12 protein-coding genes are annotated in these 14,741 nt (G+C 57.3%); 11 read left to right on the plus strand and 1 reads right to left on the minus strand.

The window, feature by feature from the left end; translation table 11 throughout:
- The first annotated feature begins 215 nt into the window (after positions 1–215).
- The 8 genes from grpE to GIR22_RS08795 all read left to right on the plus strand — a co-directional run bounded on the left by grpE (position 216) and on the right by GIR22_RS08795 (position 10,692).
- A complete protein-coding gene (gene grpE / locus GIR22_RS08760; protein WP_154742950.1) occupies positions 216–785 on the plus strand; it encodes a nucleotide exchange factor GrpE in 570 nt (189 codons plus the stop codon).
- A gap of 102 nt (positions 786–887) precedes the next feature.
- Positions 888–2,804, plus strand: a complete 1,917-nt coding sequence (dnaK, locus tag GIR22_RS08765; protein ID WP_154742951.1) for a molecular chaperone DnaK — start codon at positions 888–890, stop codon at positions 2,802–2,804.
- A 319-nt stretch (positions 2,805–3,123) separates the two neighbouring features.
- Positions 3,124–4,248: a molecular chaperone DnaJ gene (gene dnaJ / locus GIR22_RS08770; protein ID WP_154742952.1), complete on the plus strand. Its 1,125-nt coding sequence runs from the start codon at positions 3,124–3,126 to the stop codon at positions 4,246–4,248.
- A 10-nt stretch (positions 4,249–4,258) separates the two neighbouring features.
- Positions 4,259–5,065 (plus strand): 4-hydroxy-tetrahydrodipicolinate reductase, encoded by an 807-nt coding sequence (gene dapB / locus GIR22_RS08775; RefSeq protein ID WP_154742953.1) that lies wholly within the window; start codon positions 4,259–4,261, stop codon positions 5,063–5,065.
- A 258-nt stretch (positions 5,066–5,323) separates the two neighbouring features.
- On the plus strand, positions 5,324–6,460 hold the full coding sequence (gene carA / locus GIR22_RS08780; protein ID WP_154742954.1) for a glutamine-hydrolyzing carbamoyl-phosphate synthase small subunit: 1,137 nt from the start codon (positions 5,324–5,326) through the stop codon (positions 6,458–6,460).
- Positions 6,461–6,564: 104 nt separating this feature from the next.
- Positions 6,565–9,786, plus strand: a complete 3,222-nt coding sequence (gene carB, locus GIR22_RS08785; protein ID WP_154742955.1) for a carbamoyl-phosphate synthase large subunit — start codon at positions 6,565–6,567, stop codon at positions 9,784–9,786.
- On the plus strand, positions 9,783–10,259 hold the full coding sequence (gene greA, locus GIR22_RS08790) for a transcription elongation factor GreA (protein WP_124527760.1): 477 nt from the start codon (positions 9,783–9,785) through the stop codon (positions 10,257–10,259). The genes carB and greA overlap by 4 nt, the downstream gene beginning before the upstream one ends.
- Before the next feature lie 28 nt (positions 10,260–10,287).
- Complete coding sequence (locus GIR22_RS08795) at positions 10,288–10,692, plus strand: MFS transporter (protein WP_154742956.1); 405 nt, start codon at positions 10,288–10,290, stop codon at positions 10,690–10,692.
- 9 nt (positions 10,693–10,701) lie between these two features.
- Here the strand turns inward: GIR22_RS08795 and GIR22_RS08800 are convergent, their stop codons facing one another.
- On the minus strand, positions 10,702–11,010 hold the full coding sequence (locus GIR22_RS08800) for a YhbY family RNA-binding protein (RefSeq protein WP_154742957.1): 309 nt from the start codon (positions 11,008–11,010) through the stop codon (positions 10,702–10,704).
- A gap of 105 nt (positions 11,011–11,115) precedes the next feature.
- Between GIR22_RS08800 and rlmE the strand changes: the two genes are divergently transcribed.
- From rlmE to folP, 3 genes are all read left to right on the plus strand, one after another.
- Positions 11,116–11,766, plus strand: a complete 651-nt coding sequence (gene rlmE, locus GIR22_RS08805; protein ID WP_178122161.1) for a 23S rRNA (uridine(2552)-2'-O)-methyltransferase RlmE — start codon at positions 11,116–11,118, stop codon at positions 11,764–11,766.
- Between the two features lie 200 nt (positions 11,767–11,966).
- Complete coding sequence (gene ftsH, locus GIR22_RS08810; RefSeq protein ID WP_154742958.1) at positions 11,967–13,868, plus strand: ATP-dependent zinc metalloprotease FtsH; 1,902 nt, start codon at positions 11,967–11,969, stop codon at positions 13,866–13,868.
- Positions 13,869–13,876: 8 nt separating this feature from the next.
- Positions 13,877–14,728, plus strand: coding sequence for a dihydropteroate synthase (gene folP / locus GIR22_RS08815; RefSeq protein ID WP_154742959.1), 852 nt, complete (start codon positions 13,877–13,879; stop codon positions 14,726–14,728).
- The last annotated feature ends 13 nt before the right edge of the window (positions 14,729–14,741 follow it).

Here is a 14,741-nt window from a genome sequence, read left to right on the forward strand (position 1 = left end):
TGTTTTGTTCAGGGCTGACAATCCTGGCGCTTAGCTCTATTTGTTTGAGTTGTCGCATTATTTAGTGCGATGAGGAATGAGTGGGGAGATTTAATCTGAGACAAGTGAAAGGCTTTTGGTGATGGCTGCGCCCTTGAACCTGGAAATTGTGGCCCCATATACCCGAACAGAAGCGCGAGTCGAGTTCGCGCACGATTTTGAAAGGAGAAAATTCTATGGCTGACGAACAGACGCAGGATACGCAAAATCCAGATGATACCCAGGCCTCGCAAGCAACAGGTGAAGATCTGGCGGTTCGCGTGCAAGTGCTCGAAGAGCAACTGGCAGGCGCACAGGATCAGGCTTTGCGTGTTGCCGCCGATCTGCAGAACGTCCGCCGCCGCGCCGAGCAGGATGTAGAAAAAGCCCATAAGTTCGCGTTGGAAAAATTTGCCAATGATCTGTTGCCGATCATCGACAGCCTGGAGCGCGGCTTGGAGTTGTCCAGTCCGGACGACGAAAACATCCGCCCAATGCGCGAAGGGATCGAGCTGACACTGAAAATGTTCCAGGACACCCTGAAGCGCTATCAGTTGGAAGCCATCGATCCGCAAGGCGGCGAACCGTTCAATGCCGAGCATCATCAGGCGATGGCGATGCAGGAAAGTGCCGATCTTGAGCCTAACAGTGTGCTGAAAGTGTTCCAGAAGGGTTATCAGCTCAACGGACGTCTGTTGCGACCTGCGATGGTAGTGGTGAGCAAGGCTCCCGCACCGACCGCACCTTCGATTGATGAGCAGGCTTGAAATCGGTCGCAAGGCCCCCATCTATATGTCAAGCGTTTAAGTGCTACCGCAGTTAGCCACCACTGCTGCGGCAACCAAATCTAAAGTTTCGGGAGAGTTAACATGGGCAAAATTATCGGTATCGACCTGGGGACTACCAACTCCTGCGTCTCCGTGCTGGAAAACGGCAAATCCAAAGTCATTGAAAACGCCGAGGGCGCGCGCACTACTCCGTCCATCGTGGCTTATGCCAACGACGGCGAAATCCTGGTGGGTCAATCCGCCAAGCGTCAAGCTGTGACCAATCCGCATAACACCCTGTACGCGGTGAAGCGTCTGATCGGTCGTAAGTTCGACGAAGAAGTCGTACAGAAAGACATCAAGATGGTCCCTTATAAAATTGCCAAGGCTGACAACGGTGACGCCTGGGTTGAAGTAAACGGCCAGAAAATGTCGCCGCCGCAAATTTCGGCTGAAATCTTGAAAAAGATGAAGAAGACTGCCGAAGACTACCTCGGTGAAGCAGTGACTGAAGCAGTGATCACTGTTCCTGCCTACTTCAACGACAGTCAGCGTCAGGCGACCAAAGACGCCGGCCGTATTGCTGGTCTGGACGTGAAACGTATCATCAACGAGCCGACCGCAGCCGCTCTGGCCTACGGTATGGACAAGGCCAAGGGCGATCACACCGTGATCGTTTACGACCTGGGTGGCGGTACGTTTGACGTTTCCGTGATCGAAATCGCTGAAGTCGATGGCGAGCACCAATTCGAAGTGTTGGCCACCAACGGTGACACCTTCCTGGGTGGCGAGGACTTTGACATTCGCCTGATCGACTACCTGGTTGACGAATTCAAGAAAGAAAGCGGCATGAACCTTAAAGGTGACCCGCTGGCGATGCAGCGCCTGAAAGAAGCCGCTGAGAAAGCCAAGATCGAACTGTCTTCGAGCAATTCGACCGACGTGAACCTGCCGTACATCACTGCAGATGCCACCGGTCCTAAGCACTTGAATGTGAAAATTTCCCGCGCCAAGCTGGAAGCGCTGGTTGAAGACCTGGTTCAACGCACCATCGAGCCTTGCCGCATTGCGCTGAAAGACTCGGGTATCGACGTGGGCTCTATCAACGACGTGATCCTGGTGGGCGGTCAGACCCGTATGCCACTGGTTCAGAAGCTGGTGACCGAGTTCTTTGGTAAAGAAGCCCGTAAAGACGTCAACCCGGACGAAGCGGTCGCCATGGGTGCTGCCATCCAGGGCGCGGTATTGGCCGGTGACGTGAAAGACGTACTGCTGCTGGACGTAAGCCCGCTGACCCTGGGTATTGAAACCATGGGTGGCGTGATGACTGCGCTGATCGAGAAAAACACCACGATTCCTACCAAGAAATCCCAGGTGTTCTCGACTGCCGATGACAACCAGGGCGCGGTGACCATTCACGTGCTTCAGGGTGAGCGCAAGCAAGCTACCCAGAACAAGTCCCTGGGTAAGTTCGACTTGGCCGAGATTCCGCCAGCGCCACGTGGCGTGCCACAAATTGAAGTGACCTTCGATATCGACGCCAACGGCATTCTGCACGTGGGCGCGAAGGACAAGGCCACCGGCAAGACTCAGTCGATCGTGATCAAGGCCAACTCCGGTCTGTCCGAGGAAGAAATTCAGCAGATGATTCGCGATGCTGAAACCAACGCCGAGGAAGATCGCAAGTTCGAAGAATTGGCCGCTGCCCGTAACCAGGGTGATGCGTTGGTCCACTCGACTCGCAAAATGATCGCTGATGCTGGCGACAAAGTGACCGAAGAAGAGAAAACTGCAATCGAAGCTGCTCTGGTTGCCTTGGAAGCTGCCGTCAAAGGCGACGACAAGGCTGACATCGAAGCCAAGGTTGAGGAACTGTCGAAAGTCTCCGCGCCAGTTGCCCAGAAGATGTATGCCGAACAAAGCCAGCCGGCTGATGGTGCTGCGCAGCAGGCAGAGCCTGAAACCAAGCATGACGATGTTGTCGATGCTGAGTTCGAAGAAGTCAAAGACCAGAAGTAAGTTGGTCGCCCGGTTGACCGCTAACAAGCGGTGACTGGTAGGATGTCGCCGCGCGGGAGCTTGCTCCCGCGTTGGCGTGTCTGGAGTACGCGAATTTTTACAGCATGCGACAACATTCGGATGTTGGCGGTGTGATCGGGAATGCTCCTGCTTTGCGATCGACATTCACCGCGTTTTTGGCCGGCTCCCTGGCTGAAGACAGTGTAACGACCAGGATCGTTGAATTGACGTGAGTTGGGTCCGGGCCTGTATTGGGGCTCAACGAGTTTGGCAAGGCTCAGGAGGGTTTTGCTGAACGTCCTTAAGAGTGCAAAGACTTATGGCAAAGCGTGACTATTACGAAGTGTTGGGTGTGGAGCGTGGTTCCAGCGAGGCGGAGCTGAAAAAAGCTTACCGTCGCCTGGCGATGAAGCATCACCCGGACCGTAATCCGGATAGCAAAGAATCCGAAGAATTGTTCAAAGAGGCTAATGAGGCCTACGAATGCCTGTGTGATCCGAATAAGCGGGCGGCCTACGATCAGTATGGTCACGCGGGCGTCGATCCAAGTATGGGTGGCGGCGGGGCTGGCTTCGGTGGCCAGAACTTCTCCGACATCTTTGGTGATGTGTTCAGTGATTTCTTCGGTGGCAGTCGTGGCGGCCAGCGTGGCGGCGCTCAGCGTGGCAGTGATCTGCGCTACACCCTGGAACTGAACCTGGAAGAAGCGGTACGTGGTACCAGTGTCAATATCCGTGTGCCGACACTGGTCAACTGTAAGCCTTGCGACGGTTCTGGCGCCAAAAAAGGCTCTTCGCCGATCACGTGTCCGACGTGTGGCGGTATCGGTCAGGTGCGCATGCAGCAAGGCTTCTTTTCGGTGCAGCAAACTTGCCCACGCTGCCATGGCCAGGGCAAGATCATTTCTGATCCGTGCGACTCGTGCCATGGCGAAGGGCGTGTCGAGGAGTACAAGACGCTCTCGGTGAAGGTGCCTGCTGGTGTTGATACCGGTGACCGTATACGCCTGTCCGGCGAAGGCGAGGCAGGGGTCCAGGGCGGTCCGACGGGTGATCTGTACGTGGTGATCAATGTGCGCGAGCACTCGATCTTCCAGCGCGATGGCAAGCATTTGTTCTGTGAGGTGCCGATCAGCTTTGTCGATGCAGCCTTGGGTGGTGAGTTGGAGATTCCGACGCTGGAAGGCCGGGTCAAGCTCAAGATTCCTGAAGGGACGCAGACTGGCAAGCAGTTCCGTATCCGCGGTAAAGGCGTTGCGCCGGTACGTGGAGGTGGTGCGGGCGACTTGATGTGTCGTGTAGCGGTAGAAACCCCGGTGAACCTGGGCCGTCGCCAGCGTGAGCTGTTGGAAGAGCTTCGTAGCTCCCTGGCCGGCGATGACACTCATTCGCCAAAAACTACTGGCTGGTTCGAAGGCGTGAAGCGTTTCTTCGGAGACTTGTAAGGAAGTGAGTATGCGACGTATAGCGGTGATGGGTGCTGCCGGGCGCATGGGCAAGACCTTGGTCGAGGCTGTGCAGCAACGCTCGCCGGCCTCCGGGCTGACGGCGGCAATTGTTCGCCCTGGCAGTACCTTGATCGGTGCGGATGCCGGTGAGTTGGCGTCCCTTGGGCGGATCGGCGTTTCGTTGTCTGGCAGCCTGGAGCAGGTCGCTGACGAGTTCGATGTGCTGATCGATTTCACCCTGCCGGAAGTGATGCTGAAAAACCTGGCGTTCTGCCGCAAGGCGGGCAAGGCCATGGTAATCGGCACTACGGGCCTGAGCGCTGAGCAAAAGCAGTTGCTGGTCGAGGCGGGCAAGGATATTCCTGTCGTGTTTGCGGCCAACTTCAGTGTTGGTGTCAATCTGTCGCTGAAATTGCTCGACATGGCAGCGCGCGTCCTGGGGGATGAAGCTGACATCGAGATCATCGAGACCCATCATCGACACAAGATTGATGCGCCGTCCGGTACTGCGTTGCGCATGGGCGAAGCAATTGCCGATGCCCTTGGGCGTGATCTGTCGAAGGTGGCGGTGTATGGCCGTGAAGGTCACACCGGAGCCCGCGCTCGCGATACCATCGGTTTTGCCACCGTTCGCGGCGGTGATGTGGTCGGTGATCACACGGTGTTGTTCGCAACCGACGGTGAGCGCCTTGAGATCACTCACAAGGCATCCAGTCGCATGACGTTCGCCAAGGGAGCTGTACGTGCGGCCCTGTGGTTGGATGGTCGCGAACCTGGCCTGTATGACATGCGTGACGTGCTGGATCTGCATTAAGCGCTAGCTAAAACGGGGCCCGGGCTTTAATCTGGGGTCCTGTTTTACCCGCTAAGCGACGACCTGTCGCATTCTCCTGCCTTTAAGGCTCTTTAGCGGTGGACCAAAAAAGCCTTTTTCTGTAAGCTACAGCTTTAGTGTGTCCACTAAAAGCGCGCAGAATAATTCGATGAAGAAGCGGGGTGACGTGTCCATACGTCACTCCGCTTTTTTACAACCTGCGATCGCCCTTTCAGGCTTTATTTACGGGAGGTCTTCTTGACTAAGCCAGCCATACTCGCCCTTGCTGATGGCAGCATTTTTCGCGGCGAAGCCATTGGAGCCGACGGTCAGACCGTTGGAGAGGTGGTGTTCAACACCGCCATGACCGGCTATCAGGAAATCCTTACCGATCCTTCCTACGCCCAGCAGATCGTTACCCTGACCTATCCGCACATTGGCAACACCGGTACTACACCGGAAGATGCCGAGTCTGATCGTGTCTGGTCGGCCGGTCTGGTGATTCGTGACCTGCCACTGGTTGCGAGCAACTGGCGTAACACGATGTCCCTGTCTGATTACCTGAAAGCCAATAACGTCGTGGCTATCGCCGGTATCGACACGCGCCGCCTGACACGCATCCTGCGTGAAAAAGGCTCGCAGAACGGCTGCATCATGGTCGGTGAGAATATTTCCGAAGACGCGGCGATTGCCGCAGCCCAAGGTTTCCCTGGCCTGAAAGGCATGGACTTGGCAAAAGTTGTCAGCACCAAGGAAAAGTACGAGTGGCGCTCCACTGTCTGGGACTTGAAGACGGACAGTCATGCGACTATCGACGCGGCTGAGTTGCCATACCATGTCGTGGCCTACGACTACGGCGTCAAGCACAACATCCTGCGCATGCTGGTCGAGCGCGGTTGCCGTGTGACCGTGGTGCCTGCACAAACCCCAGCCAGCGATGTGCTTGCCCTGCAGCCAGACGGTGTATTCCTGTCCAACGGTCCGGGTGATCCGGAGCCTTGTGACTACGCGATCCAGGCCATCAAGGACGTGCTGGAAACCGAAATTCCGGTATTTGGCATCTGCCTCGGCCATCAACTCCTGGCCCTGGCCTCCGGCGCCAAGACCCTGAAAATGGGACACGGCCACCACGGTGCCAACCACCCGGTGCAGGACTTGGACACAGGTGTCGTCATGATCACCAGCCAGAACCATGGTTTTGCGGTGGATGAGGCAACCCTGCCGAGCAATGTCCGGGCGATTCACAAGTCGCTATTCGACGGTTCCCTGCAAGGCATCGAGCGTACCGACAAGAGCGCGTTCAGCTTCCAGGGCCACCCTGAAGCGAGCCCGGGCCCGAACGACGTAGCGCCGCTGTTCGACCGTTTCATCACTGAGATGGCCAAGCGACGCTGACTGAGCGGCTTGAGGGTGGCCCCGGATTTCGGCGGCCCCTCGGGCTTTTCAAAGATTGTTCAAGACGGCTTGCCGACTGACCTGCGGATTTGAGTGACAAACCCATGCCAAAACGTACAGACATAAAAAGCATCCTGATTCTCGGCGCTGGCCCGATCGTGATCGGCCAAGCCTGCGAATTCGACTACTCCGGCGCGCAGGCCTGTAAAGCCCTGCGCGAGGAGGGTTACCGCGTCATCCTGGTGAACTCCAACCCAGCCACCATCATGACTGACCCGGACATGGCCGACGCCACCTACATCGAGCCGATCAAGTGGCAGACGGTTGCCAAGATCATCGAGAAAGAGCGCCCTGACGCCTTGCTGCCAACCATGGGTGGCCAGACCGCCCTGAACTGCGCACTGGACCTGGAGCGCGAAGGCGTTCTGGAGAAGTTCGGCGTAGAGATGATCGGCGCCAATGCCGACACCATCGACAAGGCTGAAGACCGTTCGCGTTTCGACAAGGCGATGAAGTCCATTGGTCTTGATTGCCCACGCTCGGGTATCGCCCACAGCATGGAAGAGGCCAACACCGTCCTCGAGAAGCTTGGCTTCCCGTGCATCATCCGTCCGTCCTTCACCATGGGCGGCACCGGCGGCGGTATCGCTTACAACCGTGAAGAGTTCGAAGAAATCTGCGCCCGCGGTCTGGACCTGTCGCCGACCAAAGAGCTGCTGATCGACGAATCGCTGATCGGCTGGAAAGAATATGAGATGGAGGTTGTCCGTGATAAGAAGGACAACTGCATCATCGTTTGCTCCATCGAAAACTTCGACCCGATGGGCGTGCACACCGGTGACTCGATCACCGTGGCGCCGGCACAGACCCTGACCGACAAGGAATACCAGATCCTGCGGAACGCCTCCCTGGCGGTATTGCGTGAGATCGGTGTGGAAACCGGCGGTTCCAACGTTCAGTTCGGCATCTGTCCGGACACCGGCCGCATGGTCGTGATCGAGATGAACCCGCGTGTTTCGCGTTCCTCGGCGCTGGCTTCGAAAGCTACTGGTTTCCCAATTGCGCGTATCGCTGCCAAGCTGGCGATCGGCTATACCCTGGACGAGTTGCAGAACGAAATCACCGGCGGCGCTACTCCGGCGTCCTTCGAGCCGTCGATCGACTACGTCGTGACCAAGCTGCCACGTTTCGCCTTCGAGAAATTCCCGAAAGCCGACGCACGCCTGACCACTCAAATGAAGTCGGTCGGTGAGGTCATGGCCATCGGCCGGACTTTCCAGGAATCCCTGCAGAAAGCCCTGCGCGGTCTGGAAGTGGGCGTTTGCGGCCTGGATGAGAAGCTCGACCTGAGCAATCCGGAAAGCATGAGCATTCTCAAGCGCGAACTGACCGTGCCGGGCGCCGAGCGCATCTGGTACGTGGCTGACGCCTTCCGCGCCGGCCTGTCGGTCGAAGATATCTTCGGCATGAACATGATCGACCCGTGGTTCCTGGTACAGATCGAAGATCTGATCAAGGAAGAAGAGAAGGTCAAGACCCTGGGTCTGGCCAGCATCGACCGCGACCTGATGTTCAAGCTCAAGCGCAAAGGCTTCTCCGACATGCGTCTGGCCAAGCTGCTGGGCGTGACCGAAAAAGCCTTGCGTCGCCACCGTCACAAGTTGGAAATCTTCCCGGTCTACAAGCGCGTCGACACCTGCGCGGCCGAGTTCGCCACCGACACCGCCTACATGTACTCGACTTACGAGGAAGAGTGCGAAGCCGCGCCGTCGGGCCGCGACAAGATCATGATCCTCGGCGGCGGTCCAAACCGTATCGGCCAGGGCATCGAGTTCGACTACTGCTGCGTACACGCGGCACTGGCCCTGCGCGAAGACGGTTACGAGACCATCATGGTCAACTGCAACCCGGAAACCGTTTCCACCGACTACGACACCTCCGATCGCCTGTACTTCGAGCCGGTGACCCTGGAAGACGTGCTGGAAATCTGCCGGGTCGAGAAGCCTAAAGGTGTGATCGTCCAGTACGGCGGCCAGACTCCGCTGAAACTGGCGCGTGCCCTGGAAGAAGCCGGCGTGCCGATCATCGGCACCAGCCCTGACGCCATCGACCGTGCCGAAGACCGCGAGCGCTTCCAGCAGATGGTTGAGCGCCTGAACCTGCGTCAGCCGCCAAACGCCACTGTGCGCAGCGAAGACGAAGCCATCCGTGCCGCCAGCAAGATTGGCTACCCGCTGGTGGTGCGTCCGTCCTACGTGCTGGGCGGTCGGGCGATGGAAATCGTCTACGAAGAAGAAGAGCTCAAGCGCTACCTGCGTGACGCGGTGAAAGTGTCCAACGACAGCCCGGTGCTGCTCGACCACTTCCTTAACTGCGCCATCGAAATGGACGTGGATGCAGTCTGCGACGGCACCGACGTGGTGATCGGCGCGATCATGCAGCACATCGAGCAGGCCGGCGTTCACTCCGGTGACTCCGCGTGCTCCCTGCCGCCGTACTCGCTGCCTGCGCACATCCAGGACGAGATGCGCGAACAGGTCAAGAAAATGGCCCTGGAACTGGGCGTGATCGGCCTGATGAACGTTCAGTTGGCGCTGCAAGGCGAAGACATCTACGTCATCGAAGTCAACCCGCGTGCTTCGCGTACCGTACCGTTCGTGTCCAAGTGCATCGGTGTTTCCCTGGCAATGATCGCGGCGCGCGTCATGGCCGGTAAAACCCTGAAGGAAATCGGCTTCACCAAGGAAATCATTCCTAACTTCTACAGCGTGAAAGAGGCGGTATTCCCATTCGCCAAATTCCCTGGTGTGGACCCGATCCTGGGCCCAGAGATGAAGTCCACCGGTGAGGTGATGGGCGTGGGCGATACCTTCGGTGAAGCCTTTGCCAAGGCCCAGATGGGCGCCAGCGAAGTGCTGCCGACCGGCGGTACTGCGTTCATCAGTGTGCGTGATGACGACAAGCCACTGGTTGCAGGCGTGGCCCGTGATCTGATCAACTTGGGCTTTGAGGTCGTGGCCACCGCCGGGACTGCCAAGCTGATCGAGGCGGCAGGCCTGAAAGTACGTCGCGTAAACAAGGTGACGGAAGGTCGTCCGCACGTGGTCGACATGATCAAGAATGACGAAGTCACCCTGATCATCAACACCACCGAAGGTCGCCAGTCGATCGCGGACTCCTACTCCATTCGTCGCAACGCCTTGCAGCATAAGATCTACTGCACCACCACTATTGCTGCTGGCGAAGCTATCTGCGAAGCGCTCAAGTTTGGTCCGGAAAAGACCGTGCGTCGCTTGCAGGATCTACACGCAGGATTGAAGGCATGACCAAATACCCAATGACCGTCCAGGGCTTCAAGGCCCTGGAAGAAGAGCACGCTCACCTGACCAAGGTCGTCCGTCCGAAGCTCAGCCAAGACATCGGAACGGCCCGTGAGTTGGGTGACTTGAAAGAAAACGCCGAATACCATGCTGCTCGCGAGCAGCAGGGTATGGTCGAGGCGCGGATCCGTGATATCGAAGGCCGCCTGCAGAACGCGGTGGTTATTGATGTCACGACCATTCCCAAGACTGGCAAAGTTATTTTTGGCACCACCGTGGAGATCGCCAACGTCGAGACCGACGAAAGCGTGGTTTATCACATCGTTGGTGAAGACGAAGCTGACTTCAAACTCGGCAAGATCTCTGTCGGTTCGCCGTTGGCCCGCGCCTTGATTGCCAAGGAAGAGGGCGATGTGGTGGCTGTGAAGACGCCAGGCGGCGTGATCGAGTACGAGATTGTCGAAGTTCGTCACGTATGAAAGGCGGCGCCCGCTGCGTGCGGGCGCCATGCTTTGGCAGCTCTCCCAGATGCTTTGGGTCGGTGGCCTGTGGCTGTTGCATGTTGGCGTGATACCGGCGCTGGGCCTGATTGGCCTGGCACCGTTGCTGATCGATGAGATCGGCGGATTATTGAGTGCGCTGCTGGTAGGTTTTGCAGCGGCGTGCGTAACGCTTCAGGCGCTGGTGCTGATCAAGGCCGAAGGTTTGAAGGGTTTGTGGCGGGGTATTCGAGGGCAACTGCTGTTGATGGCGCTGTATGCCTGCGCAATGTACTGCGTTGTGCGCATCTGGCTGCCGGAAGCGTTGCGCTGGCAGCTATTCAGCTATCTTGTGCTAGGGTTCTGCGGTCTGGTGCTGGTTGTGCAGCCGGCGCCGGGATGGAGTGGCAGGGCGCGCAAAGCACGCCCGTGACCCTTGTTATCATTTGAAGCGATGAACGTTCGACAGTTGCTTGTTGACGCTGAAATTCTTGCGATATAGCAGCGCCATCTTGCCGATGACCTGAACCAGGTCTGCCTTGCCGACCTTGCAGAGTTCTGCAATGGCCGCCAGGCGCGACTCGCGATCAAGGATGTTGACCTTGATCTTGATCAGTTCGTGATCGCCCAATGCGCGTTCAAGTTCGGCTAACACACCTTCAGTCAAACCGTTGTCAGCCACAATCAAAACTGGTTTCAGATGGTGGCCAATGGATTTGTACTGTTTCTTCTGCTCTTGAGTGAGCGGCATAATCTGACCCCTGCGTCTGATCTTGTAAAAAGCGGCGGCCAGTTTACCCGAGCGAGTCCGGGACCGCCCAGTTAATCACGACCCGTTTTATTTTCGAGGTGGCCCGTGGCCCGTTCCAAAACTAGCCTTAAGTGGCTGCAAGAGCATTTCAACGATCCTTACGTCAAAATGGCGCAAAAGGATGGCTACCGTTCCCGGGCCAGCTACAAGCTGCTGGAGATCCAGGAAAAGGACAAGTTGATCCGTCCGGGCATGAGCGTTATCGACCTTGGCGCCGCCCCAGGTGGCTGGTCCCAGGTGACCAGTCGTCTGATTGGTGGGCAGGGTCGTTTGATCGCATCCGATATCCTGGAAATGGATAGCATCCCGGACGTGACCTTCGTTCACGGTGATTTCACCCAGGATGCAGTACTGGCACAGATCCTCGAGGCTGTCGGAAATTCGCAGGTAGACCTTGTGATTTCCGATATGGCCCCCAATATGAGTGGATTACCAGCTGTAGATATGCCACGAGCCATGTTTCTCTGTGAATTGGCATTGGATCTGGCGGGGCGGGTTTTGCGTCCGGGTGGTGACTTTCTGGTCAAGGTCTTCCAGGGTGAAGGCTTCGACGAGTATCACAAGAACATCCGCAAGCTGTTCGATAAGGTGCAAACACGCAAGCCTGATTCTTCCCGGGGCAGGTCTCGTGAGCAGTATTTGCTGGGTCGCGGTTTCCGTGGCATTGAAGGCGCTGCCAGTGAAGAGCGTTTTTGAGGAATTTGAGGAGGGCGATAGGTTTTTTTATATCGCTTTCGTCACGAAGCTTTACGAATATTGTGTAGTCAAAGTTTCACAAAGGGTTACAGACGGCGCCTGCCAGAGTTGTAGGTAATGTAGTAAGTTAGGCCGGTGAATATCATGCGAAGCGCGCGCCAACAGCGGAGCTTGCTTCAGAGGGTAGTTAATTGAACGATATGGCAAAGAATCTGATCCTGTGGTTGATCATCGCGGCTGTCCTGGTGACGGTGATGAACAACTTCTCCAGCCCTAACGAGCCGCAGACCCTCAACTATTCCGACTTCATCCAGCAAGTTAAGGATGGCAAGGTCGAGCGCGTAGCGGTTGATGGCTACGTGATTACCGGCAAGCGCAACGATGGCGACAGCTTCAAGACCATTCGTCCGGCGATCCAGGACAACGGTCTGATCGGCGACCTGGTGGATAACAAGGTCGTTGTTGAAGGCAAGCAGCCTGAGCAGCAGAGCATCTGGACCCAGCTCCTGGTGGCCAGCTTCCCGATCCTGGTGATTATCGCCGTGTTCATGTTCTTCATGCGCCAGATGCAAGGCGGTGCGGGAGGCAAGGGTGGGCCGATGAGTTTCGGCAAGAGCAAGGCGCGCCTGCTCTCCGAAGATCAGGTGAAAACTACCCTGGCTGACGTTGCTGGTTGCGACGAAGCCAAGGAAGAAGTGGGCGAGTTGGTGGAATTCCTGCGTGATCCGGGTAAGTTCCAGCGCTTGGGCGGTCGTATTCCTCGCGGCGTGCTGATGGTCGGCCCTCCTGGCACGGGTAAAACCCTGTTGGCCAAGGCGATTGCCGGCGAAGCCAAAGTTCCTTTCTTCACCATTTCCGGTTCCGACTTCGTTGAAATGTTCGTCGGCGTCGGTGCCAGCCGTGTTCGCGATATGTTCGAGCAGGCCAAGAAACATGCGCCATGCATCATCTTCATCGATGAGATCGACGCCGTTGGTCGCCATCGTGGCGCCGGCATGGGCGGCGGTCATGACGAGCGTGAGCAGACTCTCAACCAGTTGCTGGTCGAGATGGACGGCTTTGAAATGAACGATGGCATCATCGTGATTGCTGCCACCAACCGTCCTGACGTACTCGACCCTGCGCTGCTGCGCCCGGGTCGTTTTGACCGCCAGGTTGTGGTCGGCCTGCCGGACATCCGTGGTCGCGAGCAGATCCTGAAAGTACACATGCGCAAAGTGCCAATGGGTGATGATGTGGCTCCGGCCGTGATTGCCCGGGGTACGCCTGGTTTCTCAGGTGCCGACCTGGCCAACCTGGTCAACGAAGCGTCGCTGTTTGCCGCCCGTACCGGCAAGCGCGTTGTTGAAATGAAAGAGTTCGAGTTGGCAAAAGACAAGATCATGATGGGCGCTGAGCGCAAATCCATGGTCATGTCCGAGAAAGAGAAGCAGAACACCGCTTATCACGAAGCCGGCCACGCTATTGTCGGTCGCGTTGTGCCTGAGCATGACCCGGTCTACAAAGTCTCGATCATTCCTCGTGGTCGGGCGCTGGGCGTCACCATGTTCTTGCCGGAAGAAGATCGTTATAGCCTCTCCAAGCGCGCCTTGATCAGTCAGATCTGCTCGCTGTACGGCGGCCGTATCGCTGAAGAAATGACCTTGGGCTTCGACGGCGTGACTACCGGTGCTTCCAACGACATCATGCGTGCCAGCCAGATTGCGCGAAACATGGTGACCAAATGGGGTTTGTCGGAAAAGCTCGGTCCTTTGATGTATGCCGAGGAAGAGGGTGAGGTGTTCCTGGGGCGTGGTGGTGGCGGTCAAGGCACCAGCTTCTCTGGTGAGACAGCCAAGCTGATCGACTCTGAAGTGCGCAGCATCATTGACCAGTGCTATGGCACGGCCAAGCAGATTCTGACGGATAACCGTGACAAGCTCGACGCCATGGCTGATGCCTTGATGAAATACGAAACCATTGATGCCGAGCAGATCGACGACATCATGGCTGGTCGCACTCCTCGTGAGCCTCGCGATTGGGAAGGTGGTTCGGGCACGCCGCCAGTGGTGCAGAGCGAACGCCCTGAAACCCCGATCGGCGGTCCGGCTGCCGACCTTTAAGGTTTGAAATGACTTCTGCGTTGTCCTCCACCCGGTTGCCTTGCGGCAGCCGGGTTCTTGATTTGGCCCATACACATGTCATGGGTATCCTTAACGTAACCCCTGACTCTTTTTCCGATGGTGGCCGTTTCAGCCAGCTTGAGGCCGCGTTGCGTCATGCCGAGGCAATGGTGTCTGCCGGCGCGACGTTGATCGATGTCGGTGGTGAGTCGACCCGCCCGGGGGCTCGCGTTGTTTCCCCCCTGGAAGAGCTGGAGCGTGTTGCGCCGATTGTCGAGCGCATCCATCGTGAGCTGGATGTGATCATTTCCGTTGATACCTCCACGCCGTCTGTCATGCGCGAAACGGCGCGTCTGGGTGCGGGGTTGATCAATGATGTGCGCTCCCTGCAGCGTGACGGTGCACTGGATGCAGCTGCTGCCACTGGTTTGCCGGTGTGCCTGATGCATATGCTCGGTGAGCCCGGCACGATGCAGAACGACCCGCATTACGACAATCTGGTGGGTGAAGTGGCGGAGTTTCTTGCCGGGCGTATGGCCCAGTGCTCGGCAGTGGGAATTGCACCTGAGCGGATCATCCTCGATCCAGGGTTCGGCTTTGCCAAGTCGCTGCAACACAATTTAAGTTTGTTCAAGCATATGGAAGCCCTGCATGCCCTTGGTCGCCCCCTGTTGGTTGGGGTCTCGCGCAAGAGCATGATAGGTCTGGCGTTGAATCGTCCTGTGGGCGAGCGATTGCATGGTGGCCTGGCTCTCGCGGCACTTGCGGTGGTCAAGGGCGCGCGTATATTGCGCGTGCATGACGTTGCCGAGACGATGGATGTGGTGCGGATGCTCGCTGCAGTAGAATCAGCCGAATAAGAATGATGGAGTA

Origin of the sequence: Pseudomonas karstica (genome assembly GCF_009707515.1) — a bacterium.
In the GTDB taxonomy this organism is placed as follows: Bacteria; Pseudomonadota; Gammaproteobacteria; order Pseudomonadales; family Pseudomonadaceae; genus Aquipseudomonas; species Aquipseudomonas karstica.

Excerpts from the sequence above, each read along its gene's own strand:
- grpE (WP_154742950.1), top strand. The coding sequence starts at position 216 with ATGGCTGACGAACAGACGCAGGATACGCAAAATCCAGATGATACCCAG.
- dnaK (WP_154742951.1), top strand. The coding sequence starts at position 888 with ATGGGCAAAATTATCGGTATCGACCTGGGGACTACCAACTCCTGCGTC.
- dnaJ (WP_154742952.1), top strand. The coding sequence starts at position 3,124 with ATGGCAAAGCGTGACTATTACGAAGTGTTGGGTGTGGAGCGTGGTTCC.
- dapB (WP_154742953.1), top strand. The coding sequence starts at position 4,259 with ATGCGACGTATAGCGGTGATGGGTGCTGCCGGGCGCATGGGCAAGACC.
- carB (WP_154742955.1), top strand. The coding sequence starts at position 6,565 with ATGCCAAAACGTACAGACATAAAAAGCATCCTGATTCTCGGCGCTGGC.
- greA (WP_124527760.1), top strand. The coding sequence starts at position 9,783 with ATGACCAAATACCCAATGACCGTCCAGGGCTTCAAGGCCCTGGAAGAA.
- GIR22_RS08795 (WP_154742956.1), top strand. The coding sequence starts at position 10,288 with ATGCTTTGGCAGCTCTCCCAGATGCTTTGGGTCGGTGGCCTGTGGCTG.
- GIR22_RS08800 (WP_154742957.1), bottom strand. The coding sequence starts at position 11,010 with ATGCCGCTCACTCAAGAGCAGAAGAAACAGTACAAATCCATTGGCCAC.
- ftsH (WP_154742958.1), top strand. The coding sequence starts at position 11,967 with ATGGCAAAGAATCTGATCCTGTGGTTGATCATCGCGGCTGTCCTGGTG.
- folP (WP_154742959.1), top strand. The coding sequence starts at position 13,877 with ATGACTTCTGCGTTGTCCTCCACCCGGTTGCCTTGCGGCAGCCGGGTT.